At 46.2% G+C, this 20,507-nt stretch carries 21 protein-coding genes; 9 read left to right on the top strand and 12 right to left on the bottom strand.

Annotated elements, in window-relative coordinates; translation table 11 throughout:
• The first annotated feature begins 72 nt into the window (after nucleotides 1–72).
• The 5 genes from PP178_RS03120 (at nucleotide 73) to PP178_RS03100 (ending at nucleotide 2,820) form a co-directional block, all read left to right on the top strand.
• Nucleotides 73–516 (top strand): hypothetical protein, encoded by a 444-nt coding sequence (locus tag PP178_RS03120; RefSeq protein WP_272592849.1) that lies wholly within the window; start codon nucleotides 73–75, stop codon nucleotides 514–516.
• Nucleotides 517–536: 20 nt separating this feature from the next.
• Nucleotides 537–959 (top strand): SufE family protein, encoded by a 423-nt coding sequence (locus PP178_RS03115; protein ID WP_272592848.1) that lies wholly within the window; start codon nucleotides 537–539, stop codon nucleotides 957–959.
• A 6-nt stretch (nucleotides 960–965) separates the two neighbouring features.
• Nucleotides 966–1,292, top strand: a complete 327-nt coding sequence (locus PP178_RS03110; protein ID WP_272592847.1) for an SUF system Fe-S cluster assembly protein — start codon at nucleotides 966–968, stop codon at nucleotides 1,290–1,292.
• A gap of 24 nt (nucleotides 1,293–1,316) precedes the next feature.
• The gene (locus PP178_RS03105) at nucleotides 1,317–1,823 is read left to right on the top strand and encodes a DUF2480 family protein (RefSeq protein WP_272592846.1); all 507 of its coding nucleotides are present in this window, start codon (nucleotides 1,317–1,319) and stop codon (nucleotides 1,821–1,823) included.
• 70 nt (nucleotides 1,824–1,893) lie between these two features.
• On the top strand, nucleotides 1,894–2,820 hold the full coding sequence (locus tag PP178_RS03100) for a DUF3078 domain-containing protein (protein ID WP_272592845.1): 927 nt from the start codon (nucleotides 1,894–1,896) through the stop codon (nucleotides 2,818–2,820).
• Nucleotides 2,821–3,096: 276 nt separating this feature from the next.
• On the opposite strand, the gene hflX is transcribed toward PP178_RS03100, so the two are convergent.
• Nucleotides 3,097–4,323: a GTPase HflX gene (gene hflX, locus PP178_RS03095; protein ID WP_272592844.1), complete on the bottom strand. Its 1,227-nt coding sequence runs from the start codon at nucleotides 4,321–4,323 to the stop codon at nucleotides 3,097–3,099.
• A gap of 76 nt (nucleotides 4,324–4,399) precedes the next feature.
• Between hflX and PP178_RS03090 the strand changes: the two genes are divergently transcribed.
• Entirely contained in the window at nucleotides 4,400–5,374 is a 975-nt protein-coding gene (locus tag PP178_RS03090) for an endonuclease/exonuclease/phosphatase family protein (RefSeq protein ID WP_272592843.1), read from the top strand.
• Nucleotides 5,375–5,379: 5 nt separating this feature from the next.
• Here PP178_RS03090 and PP178_RS03085 read toward each other — a convergent pair whose 3' ends face one another.
• A complete protein-coding gene (locus PP178_RS03085) occupies nucleotides 5,380–6,093 on the bottom strand; it encodes a 3'-5' exonuclease (protein WP_272592842.1) in 714 nt (237 codons plus the stop codon).
• A gap of 141 nt (nucleotides 6,094–6,234) precedes the next feature.
• On the opposite strand from PP178_RS03085, the gene PP178_RS03080 reads away from it, so the two are divergent.
• Nucleotides 6,235–7,353, top strand: coding sequence for a hypothetical protein (locus PP178_RS03080; RefSeq protein ID WP_272592841.1), 1,119 nt, complete (start codon nucleotides 6,235–6,237; stop codon nucleotides 7,351–7,353).
• Nucleotide 7,354: 1 nt separating this feature from the next.
• Here PP178_RS03080 and PP178_RS03075 read toward each other — a convergent pair whose 3' ends face one another.
• The 9 genes from PP178_RS03075 to hemA form a co-directional block, all read right to left on the bottom strand.
• Entirely contained in the window at nucleotides 7,355–8,458 is a 1,104-nt protein-coding gene (locus PP178_RS03075; RefSeq protein ID WP_272592840.1) for a CNNM domain-containing protein, read from the bottom strand.
• A gap of 51 nt (nucleotides 8,459–8,509) precedes the next feature.
• The gene (locus PP178_RS03070; RefSeq protein ID WP_272592839.1) at nucleotides 8,510–9,829 is read right to left on the bottom strand and encodes a serine hydrolase domain-containing protein; all 1,320 of its coding nucleotides are present in this window, start codon (nucleotides 9,827–9,829) and stop codon (nucleotides 8,510–8,512) included.
• Nucleotides 9,829–10,818 carry a porphobilinogen synthase gene (gene hemB, locus PP178_RS03065; RefSeq protein WP_272592838.1) on the bottom strand — a complete coding sequence of 330 codons (990 nt, stop codon included), beginning with the start codon at nucleotides 10,816–10,818 and terminating at the stop codon, nucleotides 9,829–9,831. The genes PP178_RS03070 and hemB overlap by 1 nt, the downstream gene beginning before the upstream one ends.
• Before the next feature lie 123 nt (nucleotides 10,819–10,941).
• Nucleotides 10,942–11,733, bottom strand: a complete 792-nt coding sequence (locus tag PP178_RS03060; protein WP_272592837.1) for a PhzF family phenazine biosynthesis protein — start codon at nucleotides 11,731–11,733, stop codon at nucleotides 10,942–10,944.
• Between the two features lie 10 nt (nucleotides 11,734–11,743).
• Nucleotides 11,744–12,646, bottom strand: a complete 903-nt coding sequence (gene hemF, locus PP178_RS03055; RefSeq protein ID WP_272592836.1) for an oxygen-dependent coproporphyrinogen oxidase — start codon at nucleotides 12,644–12,646, stop codon at nucleotides 11,744–11,746.
• The gene (gene hemE, locus PP178_RS03050) at nucleotides 12,643–13,671 is read right to left on the bottom strand and encodes a uroporphyrinogen decarboxylase (RefSeq protein ID WP_272592835.1); all 1,029 of its coding nucleotides are present in this window, start codon (nucleotides 13,669–13,671) and stop codon (nucleotides 12,643–12,645) included. The genes hemF and hemE overlap by 4 nt, the downstream gene beginning before the upstream one ends.
• Nucleotides 13,672–13,689: 18 nt before the next feature.
• Nucleotides 13,690–14,379, bottom strand: coding sequence for a uroporphyrinogen-III synthase (locus tag PP178_RS03045; protein ID WP_272592834.1), 690 nt, complete (start codon nucleotides 14,377–14,379; stop codon nucleotides 13,690–13,692).
• Between the two features lie 15 nt (nucleotides 14,380–14,394).
• Nucleotides 14,395–15,318, bottom strand: coding sequence for a hydroxymethylbilane synthase (hemC, locus tag PP178_RS03040; protein ID WP_272592833.1), 924 nt, complete (start codon nucleotides 15,316–15,318; stop codon nucleotides 14,395–14,397).
• Nucleotides 15,315–16,571 (bottom strand): glutamyl-tRNA reductase, encoded by a 1,257-nt coding sequence (gene hemA / locus PP178_RS03035; protein ID WP_272592832.1) that lies wholly within the window; start codon nucleotides 16,569–16,571, stop codon nucleotides 15,315–15,317. The genes hemC and hemA overlap by 4 nt, the downstream gene beginning before the upstream one ends.
• A 180-nt stretch (nucleotides 16,572–16,751) precedes the next feature.
• Between hemA and PP178_RS03030 the strand changes: the two genes are divergently transcribed.
• Together PP178_RS03030 and PP178_RS03025 are read left to right on the top strand one after the other, a co-directional pair.
• Nucleotides 16,752–17,642 (top strand): AraC family transcriptional regulator, encoded by an 891-nt coding sequence (locus PP178_RS03030; RefSeq protein ID WP_272592831.1) that lies wholly within the window; start codon nucleotides 16,752–16,754, stop codon nucleotides 17,640–17,642.
• A 357-nt stretch (nucleotides 17,643–17,999) separates the two neighbouring features.
• Nucleotides 18,000–18,812 (top strand): ThuA domain-containing protein, encoded by an 813-nt coding sequence (locus PP178_RS03025; protein WP_272592830.1) that lies wholly within the window; start codon nucleotides 18,000–18,002, stop codon nucleotides 18,810–18,812.
• Between the two features lie 820 nt (nucleotides 18,813–19,632).
• Here PP178_RS03025 and PP178_RS03020 read toward each other — a convergent pair.
• Nucleotides 19,633–20,481 (bottom strand): N-acetylmuramoyl-L-alanine amidase-like domain-containing protein, encoded by an 849-nt coding sequence (locus PP178_RS03020; RefSeq protein WP_272592829.1) that lies wholly within the window; start codon nucleotides 20,479–20,481, stop codon nucleotides 19,633–19,635.
• Nucleotides 20,482–20,507: the final 26 nt, after the last annotated feature.

Below are 20,507 nucleotides of genomic sequence, written 5' to 3'. Positions count from 1 at the left end.
GGATTATCCGTTGAGCTTAAGGCGTCCATTGGGCGCCTTTTTTTCGTATTTTAAATAAAAGATAAGACCCCCATGAAGTATTTACTGATCGTCATGTTTATTTTAGGCTTAGGGATAAGTCATCGAGCTATGGCCCAGGAACAGGATAAACCACTCCGGGTGTATTATACCGCAAGTTCTCGTGGGTATTATTATGAAATAGCCCTGCAAGAACCGGTTATCAAGGTGTTTCATAGCAGGGACAGGCAGGTGGCTGCAGAAAGCGAGCTACCCGTAGAAACGTGGTCGGAATTGCGTAATATACTGTCCGGTATTGAATTAAAAACACTGCCTGAAATTCATACCTATATCGATGATGCTGCGGTGGATAAAACGGCAATAGCACAACTTCGTGTTTGTCATGGTGGTAAATCGTATAAATCCCCCGAGTTTGATCAGAACAAGGCGCCAAATGCTCTTAAGTCCTTGATTAGTAAAATGCAGTCCCTTGCAGTTATAGTTGAATCCGAACAATAGATGTCGTACTTTTGCATGTAATGAGCATACAAGAGATACAAGAGGAAATCGTAGACGAATTTTCCATGTTTGACGACTGGATGCAGCGCTACGAATACATGATAGAACTGGGTAAATCCCTTCCACTGATAGACGAGGCCTACAAGACGGATGATAACCTGATAAAAGGTTGCCAAAGTAAGGTGTGGGTTCACGCAGAATTAGAGGGAGATAAACTGGTGTTTACAGCAGACAGTGATGCCATCATCACTAAAGGGATCATCGCGATCCTGGTCCGGGCTTTTAGTCACCAGAAGCCTAAGGATATTATTGAAGCGGATACGGCTTATATAGACGAGATAGGACTGAAGGAGCATTTGTCACCCACCAGGGCTAACGGCCTGGTCAGTATGATCAAGCAGTTAAAGTTGTACGCCGTTGCTTACCAGACACAATTAAATTAAGAAATCATGAGTGAGACTACCATAGACACCCAGGAGCTGGGTGAAAAAATAGTAAAGGTCCTTAAAACCATATATGACCCGGAAATCCCGGTAGACATCTATGAATTAGGACTTATATACGACGTTTTTGTCAACGAGGACCGGGAGGTGAAGATCCTGATGACCCTGACCTCTCCCAATTGCCCTGTCGCTGAGACTCTCCCGGTAGAGGTTGAGGAGAAGGTGAAGTCCCTGGATGCGGTTTCGGATGCAGAAGTAGAGATTACATTTGATCCGCCGTGGACCCAGGAATTAATGAGTGAAGAGGCCAAGTTAGAACTCGGGATGCTTTAGTCTCGAAACAGGAAAATCAAAAGCATGGCTGAAGAGATCATCAACAGGGTATCCCAGAGTAAATTAGTCACTTTTGACCTTGAGGATTACTATCCACAAGGCAGGAGGGTGTCTATGGATATAGCTGATTGGCTTTACGAAGGCATTATTCTGAAGGAAAAAGATTTCAGAGCTCAGGTAGAAGCACATCAATGGCCGGACTACCAGGATGCTTACGTTGCACTGCATTGTTCTTCAGACGCTATTATTCCCGGCTGGGCCTATATGCTGGTTAGTACCCGCTTGCAACCATATGCAAAAAAAGTAGTGGTCGGGAGCCTGGAAGAGCTGGAGACCAGCCTTTACCAGAGCGTGATCGAATCCCTGGATGTCAGTCACCTGCAGGATAAACCAGTGATTATTAAGGGCTGTAGTAATAAGCCTGTACCGCCCAATGCATATATATGGGCAACCAACAAAATTCAGCAGGTCGCCAGGAGCGTGATGTATGGCGAAGCCTGTTCATCTGTCCCTTTGGTCAAGAGAAAATAGGAATACAGCACAAAGCTGTCTCTGCATATTCCTTATCTTTAAGAAGAACACACTTTTTAAGACTAATCATATGAAAAATTATCTGCTGCTGCTGGCCTTATTGGCCGGTACTGTACTCACTTTTGGCCAAACTGCAGAAGAATTAAGGGCAGCCAAAGCGGAAAAGAAAGATTCGATCTCAGCAATTCAAGGCAGGGTTGATGCCATACAGGCTAAACTTGATGCCATGCCCGGCTGGAGAAAAGGGGCATTTGGAACCATTGGGGTGAACATTGCGAACTTCAACAACTGGTATGCACAGGGGGTGCCCAATAATTCGTCAGGAAATATCGGGGTATCCGTAAATGCCTATGCCAACCTGAAAGAAGAGAATTTCTTCTGGCGAAATTCAGCCAACCTGAACCTTCAATGGGTAAAGTTGGACAACGAAGATGACCCAACGGATTCTGATGAATTTCGGCAGGCCACTGATGTGTTCAATATCTCTTCCCTCTATGGACGAAACATCAGCAAAACCTTTGCGGCCTCTGCTTTGGGGGAATATCGGACTACGATACTCAGTAATTTCAATGACCCGGGCTACCTTGATTTAGGTGTGGGAGGAACATGGACACCCATGGATAACCTGGTTGTTGTAATCCATCCGCTGAATTACAACTTTGTTTTCAGCAGCGAGGATACCATTTTTAATTCCTCCCTGGGGGCAAAGGTGGTAGCAGATTACACCCGGCAGCTTGGCGCCATCAGTTTTAAGAGTAACCTCTCGCTCTTCCAGAGTTACGAAAGCGGTGACCTGTCTAACTGGACCTGGTCTAACTCTTTTGCCTATACTTTATGGAAAATGATCGGGGTAGGGTTTGATTTTGGTTTGAGAAATAGTAAACAGGAAGCGCTTAATTACGCTATTAATACCTTGGGTGAAACCGATACTACCTTTGAGACGGTAGACAACGAACTACAGACGTATTGGAGATTGGGACTCAGTTATTCATTCTGATTTAACTGCACAGCACGCATAAAAAAACCCGCTCATCGAGCGGGTTTTTTATTAGTAGGTCATTTGCCTTTGGTTGGGCTCTTTACTTGTACGCTAATACAGATTTGGGTTCCTAGCGTGGTAATTTAAGTTTCAGGTCAGATTTGGGTATAAACACTATCACTTAATCACTGGAGTAAATATACGATCATTTCCCTGTTGAGCTCAAATTTTGTTGTGAACCTACCGGTGTTTGTTGTGAATAATATGAAAGGTAAATTTTCTCGATGAACAACCCTATTCAGCGTCTTCGGAGTAGGCATCCAGGTTCTCCGGGTAGAGAAAATTATTGTAAGGAAACCTGCTTACATGTATGTCTCTCACCTCGTTATAAACCCTTTTCCTGAATTCTTCTATGTTTTCCCTGTTCAGTGCGGAGATAAATACGGCATTGTCTCCCAGCCTTTCCATCCAGGTATGTTTCCAATCAGCGATAGTGAAGTGTCTGCCTGTTTTTACTGTTACCAGGTCATCTTCCTCTATTACTTCGTGCTCGTATTGGTCTATTTTATTAAAGACCATAATGGTTCGCTTCTGAACACTGTCTATATCCTTCAATGTTTCGTTGACCGATGCGATATGTTCTTCAAAATTGGGGTGAGAAATGTCTACGACGTGCAGTAGCAGGTCTGCTTCTCTTACCTCGTCCAGGGTACTTTTAAAACTCTCTACCAACTGTGTGGGCAGTTTCCTGATAAACCCTACGGTATCACTGAGGAGGAAGGGCAAATTCCCGATCACAACCTTACGTACCGTGGTATCCAGGGTAGCAAATAGTTTGTTCTCTGCAAAAACCTCGCTCTTGCTGATTACATTCATCAGGGTAGACTTTCCTACGTTGGTGTACCCGACCAGGGCCACACGAACCAAGGCACCACGGTTTCCACGCTGGGTTTCCATCTGGCGGTCAATCTTCTTGAGTTTCTTTTTAAGTAAAGAAATACGGTCCCTGACAATCCTACGGTCAGTTTCAATCTCGGTCTCCCCCGGTCCGCGCATCCCGATACCACCACGCTGCCGCTCTAAGTGAGTCCACATACCGGTAAGCCTGGGGAGCAGGTACTCGTACTGGGCTAATTCTACCTGGGTACGGGCATAGCTGGTCTGCGCCCGTTGTGCAAATATATCCAGGATGAGACCGGTACGGTCTAACACCTTTATTTTAAGCATCTTTTCGATGTTGTTCTGCTGAGCGGGACTTAATTCGTCGTCAAAAATAATGGCACCTACCTCGTGCTCTTTAACATAGGATGCAATTTCTTCCATTTTCCCACTCCCGATATAAGTCTTGGGGTTGGGCAGGTCTATCCGCTGAACAAAACGGTTCTTAACTTCCCCTCCTGCAGTATAGGTGAGAAATTCTAATTCGTCCAGGTATTCCTGAACTTTATCTTCTTTCTGCTGCTGGGTAATTACTCCCACCAGAACAGCACTTTCTAAATCTGTAGTTTTCTTTTCTAACATAGTCCTCGGTAATGTACAAATCTAAGCATTCTTGAAGTATCGTTTTTTGTAAATTTAGGGACTCAATCGTGTCCTCATGGCCCTGAAATTCTATAAATCTAAAGATAAACTACCGCTGCACACGATTGCGTTCTATAACCTTGAAAATTTGTTTGATACCGCGGACGATCAAAATATCCTCGATGATGATTTTACACCGGGGGGGCGTAATCGCTGGACCAGGAGACGGTACAGGAATAAACTGCGAAAGCTGGCAAAGACCATAGGGCGAATCGGGAGCAACCCAACAGAGAAGGCCCCCGCCCTCCTGGGGGTAGCTGAAGTGGAGAATAAGGGTGTATTGAATGATCTTATAATGACAGATCCACTCCGGAAAGAAAAGTACGGTATTGTACATTATAATTCCCCGGATGAGCGCGGTATAGACACTGCCTTACTTTATTGTAAAAAGAGTTTTAAGCTGTTAGACTCGAGGCCTATCCGACTCATGGTGAACAATACCAATGGTGAACGGGACAGGACCAGGGATATACTGTATGTACATGGTAAATTGCACGGGCAGCATTTGCATATCTATGTCAATCATTGGCCATCGCGCCGGGAAGGAGAGGAAGAGACGCGCTATAAGCGTGTAACCGCAGCAACCCTTATCGCCGATGAAATGAATGCCATCCGCTCCAAGTATCCGGATGCTAATTTTGTGGTGATGGGCGACTTTAATGACGGGCCGAAAGCGCATAGCATCCAAGTGATGAAAGAAAAGGGGAAGCTGTACAATCCTATGGATAAATTACTGACCCCGGACAGGGGAAGTGCAAACTACCGAAGTGAGTGGGGATTGTTTGACCAGATCCTGATCTCTAACAGCCTTCTCAATTACGAAAGGGGAACTTTAGGCTTCCTGAGAGCGGATATCTATGACAGGCATTTTCTCACCGCGTGGAGTGGTCGCTTCCGGGGCAACCCTTTCCGCACCTTTGCTGGGCCAAAATATCTCGGAGGCTTTTCGGATCATTTCCCCGTCTATGTGCAATTACGCTATAACAGCTGATGTTACTACACTCTCCTGATCTCTGCATCGTCAAGTAAATCGTCTATCCGTAACCTGAGGAATACCTGTGCGAGGGTGACCACATCCAATTCGCAATAAGTAATAATCCGTTCAAGATCTTGATCTTCGTAATACACATCACGGACCATGCTTCCATCAATATCTTCTTTGGGGGACGGGATCCCAAAAATATTTGCCAGGAGTTTCAGCGAAGTGTAATGCTTGTAATCACCAAATTTCCAAAGTTCCATGGTGTCCAGGTGAGGTACTTCCCAAGGTTTCTTTCCAAACAGGTCTAATTTATAGGGGAGTGATAGCTGGTGTACAATCATACGGCGGGCGATATATGGGAAATCAAATTCTTTCCCATTGTGCGCACATAAGAGGTGCTGAGGTCCGCTGAAATGTTGGTTGAGCAGTTGTTTAAATTCTTTAAGGATCTTTATCTCTGTTCCGTGAAAAGTGGTGACCCTGAAATTCCTCTGATCGCCTTTAAGGACAAAGTAACCGACCGAGATACAGATGATACGACCAAATTCGGCCCAGATTCCCGCACTTTCATAAAATTCCTCGGCAGTGAGTTCATCTTTTCTCTGATAGCGGGATTTATGGGCCCATAGCTCTTTTTTCTCCTCGTCCAGGTCATCGTAATTTTTAAACTCCGGAACTGTTTCAATATCGAGGAAGAGAATTTTGTCAAGTGCTATCTTCTTTAACATGTACTGCTTTCTTAAGGGATCTGCTGTGGCGTAATTAATTGTTGAACTAAATGTACAATGATTTGCTGTAAAGACCTTGCAACCCGGGAGCAGCCCGGTCGATTCCAGAGCAAAATATATTTATCTTTAAAGAAAAAAGCTATGAGATCCCTGCTGGCCCCCATTTTCTTAGGACTGTTTCTTATGGGGTGCCAGTCGGACGATCTGGAACAAGGTATAATAGATGAAGTCAGCTTACCGGACCTGACGGTGATAGGCGAAGATCTTGAATTTGTTTATCGATTTAATTACCAGGGCAGTGTAAACGACGGCACACTGCTCAACTTGAGCACTGAACTCCAGCTTCCCCCCAATTACCTAACATTGAGGCGAGATGGTGATCTACTCACATTTTTCAGTATAGCAAATGGGAAATTCTCTGCGCTGCAGTTAGGCGCAGGAGGAGAAACTCCCGTGTATTTGCAAGATTTCTATACGATTTCAGAGGAACGTTCGGTGACCTGGGGAGCGGCATCATCCGAACAACTATTCCTGGCCTATTACAGTCCCCGGGGGACCAAAAACCTGTCTGTCCGGATACAGGATATTGTAACTATGGTAAAATCTGATCTCAGTATTGCATTCAATATCGAAGAAGCCTATGATCCTATTTACCTTACAAACCGTTTACTAGTGCCTTACCTGGCCAGTGATGGAAATTATAAGCTGAGCATTATAAATACGGATGAAAAAATAGTACAGCAACAATTAGACTTAGGTAGCGGGGTAGCTAGTATAATCATAGAGGAATCAGGGAACTTAGCCATTATAAGCAGGACTAACGATAATGATTACAACCTGGCTGTGTATGATCTTAGAACCGTGCAGCTCTTGGAAATCACGCGATTTAATGTAAATCGTTTTTTTGAACCGGGTCCTGTCGATGCTATCCTGCAAGCAGGACGATTGTATTATACTCATTTCTATGCACAGCCCGCACCCGTGCCTTTTGGACCTGCCATTTATGATTTTACAGGCGCCGGAAATACTATATTGGATATGCCATCGATTGAAAGGACGGTTTCCGAAGAACTTTCTCAGAAGATCAGGTTAACCTTTGTCAGCTTTCTTCCCGGCAGCAATTTATTTGCCGTGGGTTATTTTGAAGATCGCCAGGAGACCGAGGTCAGGGGTGGGGTTTTGCTTATAACGGAAGCGGGAGTATTAACAGAGCGGATAACTTTTCCTTTCGCCCCCTCGTTTATCATGGAAAGAGACTGATCTATTCTATAATTCCACTGCGCTTTGCACGGTCTTCCCAGTTTTTGCGGGCCAGTGATTGCAGGTCGGCTACGTTATCACTCTCGTCCATGATTTCCAGACCGAGCAAGGTTTCAATGACATCCTCCATGGTGACCAGGCCACTGACAGAGCCGTATTCATCCACTACTAAGGCAATATGTTCCCTTTTGTTGATCAGGGTATCAAATAACTGCGGGATGGGGGTGTTTCTTTTGGTAACCAGCAGCTCTCTCCGGATTTCAGCCAGTGGGATATCGCCATTACCATCAATCATTCCCTCCAGGATGTTGTCTTTCAGTACAAAGCCCGTGATCGTATCAACGCGTTCCCCGTAAACCGGAATTCGCGAGAACCGCATTTTTGGATTTTTCTCGTAAAACTCCCCAATGGTCATAGATTCGTTGGCGATCTTCATTACTGCTCTTGGAGTCATAATGTCTTTGACCCATACCTCGTTAAATCGAAGCAGGTTCTGAATGACTGCACTTTCATTCTTCTCAAAGACTCCCTCTTCTTCAGCGATTTCTGTCATTGCGGAGAAATCTTCGCGGCTCAATACACTGCCATGCGCACTTTTATCCCCGATAAGGCGGGTAAACAGCTGCAGAACCCAAAGAATCCCAGTCCATTTTAATAACCAAACCATGATATTCAGGGTCCGAGCTGCAAAATTAGCCAGTTGCTTCCAAAATGTGGCTCCGATGGTTTTAGGGATGATCTCGGAGGCTATCAGGATTAACAAGGTCATAACCGTAGAGACCACACCCACCATTAATTCTTCTGAGAATTCTACCCCCATGACTTCGGTGGTGCTGCTGCCATAACGATTGGCATAAACTACTTTGGCTTGCACACCCACCAGGATTGCACCAACGGTATGGGCAATGGTATTCAGAGTAAGTATGGCGATAAGAGGCTTATCAACATCTTTCTTAAGGGTTTCAAGTATTACGGCGTATGATTTTCCCTCCTTCTTCTTCACATTAATAAAGGTGGGGGTAATGCTCAGTAATACCGCTTCGAGTATAGAGCAGAGAAAGGAGAAGAAGATCGAGATAAAAGCATAAAAGAACAATAATCCCATTGGCTAGTATTTAACAGGCAAGATACTAATAATATGCGCAGACTTTTTCTGCTAATACGATGAAAGTTGACTCTCATAGAACAGTTGATGGAGTGCTGTTCTTATATTGAGCTCGTACAACATGCGGTGTTTCCTGTCCGGGTAGACCCTGTTAGAGAGGAAGATAAAAACCAGCTCGTTTTCAGGATCAGCCCAAACAAAGGTACCGGTAAATCCACTGTGCCCAAAGCTGCCGGGACTTGCAGCAGGAGCCGGGTATGCTTCTGCCAACGGAAGCTCCGAATTATTGAGCAGGGGTTTGTCAAATCCCAGGCCTCTCCGGTTTGCATTGTCCGGGAACTGTACCCGGGTGAATTCCTCTACGGTTTCCTCTTTCAAATATTGCTCCCCGTCAAAGCTGCCAAAATCTTGGTAAAACTGCATCATCCTGGCCAAATCCTGTGCCGTACCAAACAGCCCGGCATTACCTGAAACTCCGCCTAAAAGCGAGGCATTCTCATCATGCACCCATCCCTGTGTCAGGTCATGACGAAACAGTGTGTCAAATTCGGTCGGAACAATGGTGTTGGGGAATCCTATCTTCTCAGGCGTAAATACCAGGGAAGCGCAGCCAAGCGGCAAATAGAAATTTTTTCTCAGGTAGTATTCGTAGGAATGACCTGTAATCTCAGCAATGACCTCCGGGTAAATAAGCGAGGCGAGTCCGGAATAAAGGTATTCCTTCTCCGCTTTAACAGGAGACCTGTTGATCTTCCGGAACATCTTACGTCGAAACCGGTTCTTTACATAGATGGAATCATATACCTGGGTGTTAAATCGTTTGGAAGGAGTAGTGCGCAGGAAACGTCTCTTAGGCTTACCGTCTTCCAGGACATCGTTAAGAAATACGATATAGGGTTGCATACCGGCCTGGTGAGCCAGTAATTCGCGCAGGGTGATATCACGCTTGTCTTTCCGTCTTTTCCAGGGTTTCCAGTAACGAGAAAATGGAACATCCAATTCCAGCTTGCCTTCCTCTACCAATTTCATTAGGGCAGGTAAAGGTCCCATGATCTTCGTTACCGAAGCCAGGTCATAAATATCATTTTTGCTTACTTGCTGTACGCTGTCATAGGTGTGATAACCGTACACTTCGTGGAAAATGATATGTCCGTTTTTAGCCACCAGCATTTGGGCCCCGGGAAAGGCTTGTTTTCTAATACCATTGCTGATTATGCTGTCGGCAGCGGTATGAATTTTTACACCGTCTATCCCCTGTTCTTGGGGGCTGGAGTATAATAAACCCCCTTGGGCGTAGGCCTGGCAGGAAAAGTGGAAAATAATGATACCGAAGAGTATATTATTTAAAAAAATACCATTTGGTTTTCTCATTATTGCAGGAATTGGGCTGCTTCTTTGGCAAAATAACTGGCGATGATGTCGGCACCGGCTCTTTTAATAGAAACAAGTTGTTCTAACATAACCGGGTCATGATCTAACCATCCTTTTTCCACCGCTGCCTTCAGCATGGCATATTCCCCGGAAACCTGGTAAACGGCCAGGGGGACCTCCACGGCATCCCTGATCTCGCGAACAATATCCAGGTAACACAGGCCGGGTTTAACCATAACAATGTCTGCGCCCTCATCCACATCCATATTAACTTCTCTCAGCGCCTCTAGACGGTTGGCCGGATCCATTTGGTACGATTTCTTATGCTTGGGAATGTCACCTTTATCCACGGGTGCAGAGTCTAATGCGTCTCTGAATGGGCCGTAAAATGCACTGGCATATTTAGCGCTGTAGCTCATAATTCCGGTGTTGTGGTAGCCTTCTTCTTCCAGGGCCTCCCTGATGGTCAGTACACGGCCATCCATCATATCGCTGGGTGCAACAAAATCTGCTCCTGCCTCGGCATGGGTAATGCTCATTTCGGCCAGGACATCTACAGTCTCGTCGTTAAGGATGCGTCCGTTCTCAACAATCCCGTCATGCCCATTGATCGAATAAGGATCCAAGGCTACGTCTGTCATCACGACCATATCAGGGCAGGTATCTTTAACCGTTTTTATAGCCATTTGCATCAGCCCGTTAGGGTTGATCGCTTCCTTGCCCATATTGTCTTTCAGGTCATCCGGAACTTTTATAAACAGGAGTACAGAACTCAATCCCAGGCTCCACAGTTCGCGAACCTCTTTAGCCAATTGGTCCAGGCTTAACCTGTAATATCCGGGCATAGAGGGGATGCCATCACGCACTCCCTTTCCTTCAACAATAAAAAGCGGCACCAGGAAATCTGATGGATTTAAGTGTGTTTCTCGGACGAGCCTACGAACTGTTTCGCTTTTCCTTAGTCTTCTGCTTCTGCGTAATGGGTACATATGCGTATCATTTTTAAGGCAGATTAAAGTAGTCAATTCGCAATTAAGCCGCTACAATTCCGCCTGGATTTTATAAAAGAGCTCTTAAATGCAGATCTAAATCAGAAGCTGCTGTAAAAGAATCTAGGGTATTTCTATTTCGCCTTGTAGATAGAGGACCGCCTGCCCGGAAATACGGACCCTGTTCCCGGACAGCTCACATTTAAGGTATCCACCTCTTGGGGAGAGCTGCTTTGCCACCATCTTGGTTTTTACCAATTGTTCTGACCAATAGGGGGTAAGAGTTGTATGTGCAGATCCGGTTACGGGATCTTCATTTATGCCGGACTGCGGAGCAAAAAAGCGAGAAACAAAATCACAATCAACGCCCGGAGCTGAAACGATGATTCCACGGCCATCGAGCTTGCTGAGCCTGAAGAAATCAGGATCCAATGCTTCTATGTCTTCCTGTTCTTCGTAAATGTAGAGGTAATCAGTTTTTCCTTTATAACAACCGAATGGCTTTTTTCCCAGGGCCTGGATAATCTCGTCAGAAGGGTAATCGGGCTGAAAAATGTCTTTGGGAAAATCCAGGGTCAGCCACCCATCTTCGGATCGTTCTACGGATAGTTCCCCGCTACGAAGTGATTCAAATTTAATCGTGTTGCCATCTGCTCCATAATGGTGAAATAGGACAAAGGCGGTAGCAAGAGTAGCATGCCCGCAGAGATCGACCTCGACAACCGGGGTAAACCATCGGAGTTCATAAACATTACCCTTAGGTACGGCAAAGGCCGTTTCGGCAAGGTTATTTTCCGCAGCGATCTGCTGCATAAGTTCGTCGGGAATCCAGTTGTCCAGGATACAGACAGCAGCCGGGTTTCCTTTAAATAAAGTATCCGTGAACGCGTCTACCTGGTATATCTTCTGTTTCATGGTCTTTGACTTATACCCAGTTTTTTGGGTGTTTCAGAATTTTAAGTAATCGTTCTTCTTCACTGCCGGGAGCAGGATGGTGATCGTACTTCCACTGTACGGCCGGGGGAAGACTCATCAGGATGCTCTCTATCCGCCCGTTGGTCTTCAGGCCAAACAAAGTGCCCTTATCATGTACGAGATTAAATTCTACGTAGCGACCTCGCCTGATCTCCTGCCAGGTTCGGTTTACATCTGAGTAAGGCAAGTCTTTCCGTTTTTCAAGGATGGGAATATAGGCATCCAGGAAACTGTCGCCTACCTGGGTGACAAAATTGTACCAATCCTCCATACTTCTTTCAGCTGTTTCCTTCAGGTGATCAAAGAATAATCCTCCCACCCCCCGGGCTTCATCCCTGTGGCTGTTCCAGAAATATTGATCACAGGCTTTCTTGTACTTCTCGTACAGATCGGGCCCATGGGCATCACAGGCCTTCTTACATACTTGGTGAAAATGACGGGCGTCTTCATCAAAGAGATAGTAGGGGGTCAGGTCCTGCCCGCCACCAAACCATTGATCCACGATCTGTCCTTCCTTGTCATACATCTCAAAATAGCGCCAGTTTGCGTGTACAGTAGGAGCCATTGGATTCACGGGATGAATGACCAGGCTGAGTCCGCATGCGAAAAAATCCACATCGTCTACACCAAAGTAAGCCTGCATGCTGGCAGGTAAGGGTCCGTGCACCCCGGATATGTTAACCCCCGCTTTTTCAAGTACCGCTCCATTTTCCAACACCCGGGTTCTGCCACCGCCTCCTTCAGGTCTCTCCCAGGGATCTTCACGGAATTTTGCCTTCCCGTCTACCTGTTCCAGTCGTTCGCAGATGCGGTCCTGTAATTCCTGTATGTAATGGAAGAAGGTTTCTTTCATTTTTGCCTGTATTCTTTTACCGCTTCTACAAACGCACCGGCATTCTCTATAGGGATATTGGGAAGTATACCGTGGCCGAGGTTGGCAATATACCTGTCTTTACCAAAAGCGTCTATCATTTCAGTGACCATTCTTTTGATCTCCTTCGGTGGGGAAAGCAGTCTCGCCGGGTCAAAATTTCCTTGCAGGGTAATCTGTCCCCCGCTGAGGTACCGGGCATTCCTTGCAGAGCAGGTCCAGTCTACTCCTAAAGCAGAAGCACCGGATTTCGCCATGTCCCCTAAAGCAAACCAGCACCCTTTTCCAAAGACGATGACCGGGGCTTCATCCTTCAGGGCATCGATGATCTGCTGAATGTATTTCCAGGAAAATTCGGTGTAATCTTCCGGTGACAGCATCCCGCCCCAGGAATCAAATACCTGTACCGCATCTACACCTGCACGGACCTTGGCTTTTAAGTAATCTATAGTAGTATCCGTGATCTTCTGCAGTAATTGGTGAGCCGCAACAGGTTGGGTAAAACAAAAGGCCTTGGCCTTGTCAAAGTTCTTACTGCCCTGCCCCTGCACGCAGTAGCATAGAATGGTCCAGGGAGAACCGGCAAAACCGATCAATGGGATCTCGTTATCCAGTTTCTTTTTGGTCAGCTTAATGGCATCCATCACATAGCCCAGGCTTTCTTCAGCATTAGGGACTATTACTTCCTCCACGTCCTTTGCCGTGCGGATAGGGTTGGGAAGGTAAGGTCCAAAATCGGGTTTCATCTGAACTTCGATGTTCATTGCCTGGGGGATCACCAGGATATCACTGAACAGGATTGCTGCATCCATACCATACCGCCTGATGGGCTGTACGGTAATCTCGGAAGCGAGATCCGGAGTCTGGCAGCGGGTAAAGAAGTCGTATTCCTTCTTAATTGCCATGAATTCGGGCAGGTACCTTCCGGCCTGTCGCATCATCCATACCGGGGGGCGTTCAACGGTTTCTCCTTTTAAAGCGCGTAAAAATAGATCGTTCTTAATCATAGTTTATTTTTTCCTGCCTTATTCTGTCAGGGCAGGGGGATTATCAAGTACGGCCTTCACCGTTGCTTCTACAGTGGGTTCTTCGGCAATACAGATATGGTTCGTATACAGACGCACGGCATGGGCCGTTGTTGGGCCAATACAATACGCAAAAGTGTTATGCAGGTCATTTTCCCTGCAGTAGCTCTCAACCCCGGAAGGGCTAAAGAACAGGATAGCATCAAAAGATTGAGGAAATGACTTGCCCTGGAGAACGGTATCATACACCTCAACTTCATGAAGCTCCATATTATTTTCATCAAAAACCTCGCGCAGTGTCGGCATCCTTCTTTTCCCGCAAAAAAACAAAAAGGAATCGTTTTTATGGTTTTTCACAAGGAATTCTGCCAATTCTGCTGCATTTTCGGCCGATTTCAGCACATTAAAGCCATTTTGCTGCAGGAGGAATTTGGTTTTGTCACCGACGCAATAAACACCTCTCGACTCCGCTCGAGGTGACATATTATCCCCAACTGCCGAGGGGGTGTTTTTTACATAGGCCTCAACGGCATTCTGGCTGGTGAAAATGTGATAATCAGCCTTATCGTCGAATTTAAATTCTAGCGGGACCGTGGTAATAGCGTCGTAATCCTCCACTTTATAGCCTGCTGCTAATAATGGAGTCTTCTGGGGGGTTGTCAATTTTTTCGTAGAGAGGATCCTGATCATGGCGGCTGTTGGGAGTTAAGATTTTGATTGATTCATCTCCTGCCTGATCTTTAACATCAACTCCTTGCCTCCCCGCTTAAGGACCTGTTGGGCGCAGCGGTTACCAAAACCTTCAAGCTTCACCAGGTTGCATTGCTCTTTTACTGCAATACGTTGTGTTCCGTCCAGGGACAGAAGTACCCCTTCAAAATGGAGTATTTCTTTTTCGAGGGTTGCCAGGGCTCCTATAGGGGCTGTACAACCCCCTTCCAGTTCGCGGAGGAAATCTCGTTCTACACGGGTGCAGATTTCAGTATTCTTATCGTTAAGTGCTGCCAGTGCTTGCAGGCATTCCTGGTCTTTTTCCATGGCGACCACCATCATGGCACCCTGGGCGGGTGCCGGGATCATCCATTGTAATTCGGTATGTTGCTGGGGTAATTTATCTATGCGTTGTAAACCTGCGGCGGCAAATATGGCGGCATTCCAATCGTTGTCTTGTAATTTCTGTAGCCGGGTATTAACATTGCCACGCAAAGGCATCATTTCGTGCAAAGGATAGCGATGCAACCATTGTGCTTTTCGCCTCAGGCTGCCCGTGGCAACCTTTCCTTCGGTATTGAGGAAATCGGTTCCTTTATGCACCAGGATGTCTCGTGGATTGGCCCTGGGCAGGACAGCTGCCTGAACGATTCCCTTGGGCAGGGCAGTGGGAACATCTTTCATGGAGTGAACGGCAATATCTATCTCTCCACGGATCATGGCTACATCGAGGGTTTTGGTGAAGATGCCTGTGATACCCAGTTCGTATAGGGGTTGATCGAGTTGCAGGTCTCCCGTCGATTTGACCGGTACCAACTCGCATTGATATCCAAGGGATTCCAGCCTGTCTTTTACGGTATTTGCCTGCCACAGCGCAAGTTCGCTGTCGCGTGTACCCATCCGGATCACTTTTTTCATTGCAATCCTTCTTCTAATTGGAAAACTTCTTTGATCAGCTGCAGGCTTTCATCAGAATCGATATCTGCATGTTTCAGGTGGTTAGCAAAGTGCCTGGTAATCTTGTGAATTATGCGATTGGAGACCAGGTCTACCTGTTCCGCATTAAAATCGCCCAATTTCTTAGACTGGAAGTCGAGCTCTTCGTCCTTCATGGTCTTGAGTTTCTTTTTCAGGGCCTTGATCACCGGGGCAAATTTCCTGGTTTCAAGCCAGTTGGTAAAATCGCGTTGAACTTCGGCGATGATTTCCTCTGCTTTTGGGACGTGCTTTTTACGCTTCTCCAGGGTTTCATCGGTCATCTGTGATAGTGCATCCAGGTGCAATACTTTGACGCCCTCTAATTCTGCAACGTCATCGGCTACATTTTTAGGAATGGAAAGGTCCAGGATAAGCAGGGGTTTGCGGCAATACAACAAAGACTTGTTGATGGTTGGAGATTGTGCTCCGGTAGCCACGACCAATACATCGGTTTTGCGGATCTCGGTTTGCAGATCGCCGTAGTCTTTTACCACCAGGTTGAATTTCCCCGCAATTTTCTCCGCCTTATTCCTGGTGCGATTGATCAGGGTAATATGTTTGTTATCCGTATGCTTTACCAGGTTTTCGCAAGTATTTCGTCCAATTTTTCCGGTACCGAAGAGCAGTATATTCTTTTCAGAAATATCCGGCACGTTCTTAAGGATGTATTGTACTGAGGCAAAGGCTACAGAAGTGGCGCCGCTACTGATATCAGTTTCATTCTTAATACGCTTGCTGGCCTGAATCACCGCGTTACACAGGCGTTCCAGGAAATGATTGGTCAGTCCGTATTGTTTGGAGTGGTAAAAACCCTGTTTAATCTGGCTGATGATCTCAAAATCTCCCAGTATCTGGCTATCTAAGCCGGTACCCACCCTGAAGAGGTGAGTTATGGCTTCGTTGTTCTTGTGTATATAGGCTACTTCCTGGAAAGCTTCAACATTTCCGTTGGTGTGATCGCATAGCAGTTTGATCAGCTGGTAGGGATGCTGTGCAAAACCGTGCAGTTCAGTACGGTTACATGTGGAGATAAGCAGCAGTCCTTCAATACCATCTGCCTGTGCCTGTTGAAGCAATGCGTCCTTGGCAGCGGTGTCCAAACTGAACATTCCCCTGACTTCGGCATCGGCCTTCAGGTAACTGAGGCCTACAGTATAGAAAGAGCTGTGTTTAGAAATGTTGTAATTAGTCATACATCACCTATCGGTCGGGCACAAAATTATAATGGCATGTGTTGCAAAAATAACGCTGGAGGAACTTTTTATATCGAAAGGAGCTAAGTCGCCCAGAATTAGCTACTTTTACAGTAAATAGCAGGGCTCAGCACCTTTCTATTTAGAATAATTCTAAATAAAATACATTATATGGAATCGATGGAATCCACAAAAAATGTCGCTTTAGGTTCAGTCGAAGAAGTGATTGTAGATGAAGGTTTTTCCGTACTCAAATTACAGAATGAAAGCGGATCCCAGCAGAAGGTAAAACGGCAGGTAGACAGCACCCATATACAGTTTCACTTCTGTCTTAAGGGGCATGCTAAGTTTATTTTTAACGATGGGCGTTATGCCCTGGATATCTCTGACGAAAACTCCCTCTTGTTGTACAACACCCAATTGGACCTCCCAATGAACGTAGATCTCAGCCCAAATAGCTGGATGATCTCGGTATTAATGACCCTGCGTAAGTTCCACTCGCTTTTTTCCAAGGAGGCTGATTACATTCATTTCCTGACATCGGAGAATAAGGATAAGAAATACTATGCCCAGGAGGTGGTCAGCCCGGCCATTGCCGTTGTTCTGAGCCAGATAATGAATTACCACCTGCACCCTTCCATTAAGGACCTCTACCTCAAGGCAAAGGTATATGAACTGATGGCTCTGTATTTTAATAAGAACGAAGATTTTGACCGGGAGCAATGCCCTTTCCTGGTCGATGAAGACAATGTGAAACGCATTCGGAAAGCCAAGGAGATCGTGATCTCCCGTATGGCCGAACCACCGAGCCTGCAGGAATTATCAGAGGAGATCGGTCTTAGCCTTAAGAAACTTAAAGAGGGCTTTAAACAGATTTACGGGGATTCTGTGTATAGTTTTCTGTTCGACTATAAAATGGAATACGCCCGCAAAATGCTGGAGACCGGGCAATATAATGTGAACGAAGTAGGCCTTAAAGTGGGGTACAGCACTTCCAGCCACTTTATCGCTTCCTTTAAAAAGAAATACGGTACTACGCCTAAAAAGTATATTATGTCTTTGGGGGGGTAGGTGATGTTTGGAGCTCTTTGCGCCTAGGACAACGGGCTTGGAGTTACAGAGGTATAAGGTGACAAAGGGATGGCCTGATGGACTGAATATCATTTGAGCCATGGGAATAAAAGGGGGACTAATCCCCGCCCCAGTCTCAAGTTAAATATTTCTACTGCCGAAAACTTGCAGTATTAGGAATTAATGCTCTCTCATCCGGGAGTATCACGCATCACCTCCTAGCAGACAGAATCTCCTACCATTAATTCTCTTTTTCCAGGACAATTAATTCTATCGATAGGTTTCAATTTAATGCCAACCGCTTCGGAACTTTAGAGGTAACTGCACCTACGCAGAAAAACTCAAATCTACAACACTATGAAAACCTCATTTCTTTACCTATCAATGATATTTTTGATCTCCATCGGCCTGTTCGGATGCGCCGATGAGCCTAATCCTGACCTGGGAGATATAGGGCAGAATGATACACTTCCACCGCCACAAGACGGAACAGGTAGTGAGGATACTACCGCGTCTGTACTGGTCTTTACAAAGACCTTGGGGTACAGGCATAGCTCTATAGAAAAAGGGGTCAATACCATAAAAAGCCTGGGTGGTTCCAACAAGTTTACGGTAACACAGACAGAGGATTCGGGCTTTTTTACTAAAGACGGGCTGTCTAAGTATCAATTAGTGATCTTCCTGAGTACCACACAAGATGTTCTTAACTCGTCCCAACAGGAAGTATTCCAGGATTATATCAAGAATGGAGGGAATTTTATGGGAATCCACGCCGCCACGGATACCGAATACGACTGGGGCTGGTACGGAAAACTGGTAGGGGCTTATTTTAAAAGTCACCCCGAAGTTCAGGAAGCCCAGCTGATCGTTGCGGATAAAAATCACCCGGCTACAGCCCACCTTGGAGATAACTGGACACACACGGATGAATGGTATAATTTTAAGGACCTGAATCCACAGGTGAACGTGTTGCTCAAGTTGGATGAGAGCAGCTACAGTGGAGGGGAGAATGGAGGAGAGCACCCTATAGCCTGGTATCATCAATTTGAAGGAGGTCGCTCGTTTTACACCGGGCTGGGCCATACCGAAGAAGCATATGACAATCCCGATTTTCAAAAACACCTGCTGGGCGGAATACAGTATTGCCTGGGGAGGACTTTGGATAAGTAGGAGTTACAGCCCGCCCTCCTGCCTGCCGCAGGCAGAAGGGCGGGAGGTACATAGGTACATAGGGACAAGGTGACAACTCACCTGGAAGGGACAGACTGTAGACTGCAAACCCGTTCAAGTCATAGTCGGGCGGGCTGCCTACTGCCAGCTGCCTACTGCTAACTGGAAACTACAAACTGAAAACCGGGGTTCTTAACCCCGCCCCGCTCATAAGTTAAGGCGTTATGCTGCAAAAAACATGCATGGAAAACTGATATACGCTGAAACCGTGGGGTGGATTTCCTGGAAACCGCGAACCGCAAACCGCAAACACGAAAACATAGGTGCAAATTGGTGACAAGGTTGATAGATGGGACAAGGGACCGAAAGCTTTACTATAATGATGAACCCCGAAATCAGTACAACATCCATAATCGTACTGCTAACTGACCGCTGCCTACTGCTGACTGGAAACTGCCAACTGAAAACCGGGGTTCTTAACCCCTCCCCGGTTATTTTATTAGTTACAGGGTTACAGCCCGCCCGAACGTACCGTCCGGTACGGGCGGGGGTTACAGGGTTACAGGGTTACACGGTACAATGGTACATAGGGACAATGGTACATAGGGACATAGGTACAACTCACCTGGCAGGGACAGACTGCAGGTTGCCAACTCTGTACTGCTGACCTTAAGAACCGGGGTCTCTTAACCCCGCCCCGGTTTCAAGTTAATCGAGTTCACTGCAGGAAACATGCAGTTCGTAAAAAATATTCAATGTGCTATTCCGACTATAGATTTCGATCCAAAATCAAAACCGGCCAAAATTGTAACTTTAGAAATTATGGTTTAAGAGGGCGCACCACGATTATACCGGTATTTTTATTTACCTTTTTCAGGTAATCCGCCAGGGGAAGTGCTGATACCTCTACCTCCATTGAGCCCGTGGAAGCGTGCAGCAGATGGATACGACCATCGGCCTCGCGGGTAGCGATCCCGGTATGGGTAACATCGAGCCCATCTATCGAGGTTGCCAGGGCGATAATATCCCCAGACTGAATATTGCTTTCATTCTTTGCAATGGCTTCCTGGGGTAGAACACAGAGCTCTTTGCTGTTTAGTCGATTTTCTGCGGCCTTTACCTGCTCGTAATTGGCATCGTCTGCCAATAAGGGGTAGAGATCACGGTGGGTGCTCATAAAATTTATAGGCTTGCTGACGATCACTCCGCCAATCTTACCGGTTATGTCTTTTACCAGTCCTTTTGCTTCATTGTCGGCAATCCAATCCGTAAAGTAATGCAGGCGCGACCCGTACCCATCCAACGCTCCATCCCTGTAACGAATAGTTTCCAGGGCGTCTGTATAATCATGAAAGCTCCGGGTGCCCTGTTCCTTCAGTATTCCAAAGGCTAATACGTTTTCCACGAAAGTGGTACAATCCAGGCCATGCAGGTTTACCACCAATGATTCTTTGTCTCCAACCTCCAGAGTTTTGGCTACATAAGGGGTGCCCATAAAAGTTTTTCCGATGGCAACCAGGGTCTGCCCGTAGTCGTCTTGTATAAGGGGGTGCAGTTGTTGGACTTTCTCTTCAAATTTTTGCCGGTCTGCATCAGAACACACAATGGCCTGTGACCAGGAGGTGGTGCAACCTAAAAGAAAAAGAATGGGAATAAGTAGTTTTTTCATGGGCCGGATTTGACCCTAAAAATACA

The organism is Zeaxanthinibacter sp. PT1, from assembly GCF_028464225.1.
GTDB lineage: Bacteria > Bacteroidota > Bacteroidia > Flavobacteriales > Flavobacteriaceae > Zeaxanthinibacter.
The sequence above is the reverse complement of the archived record's forward strand: the minus strand, read 5'-3'. Positions and strand labels throughout refer to the sequence as shown.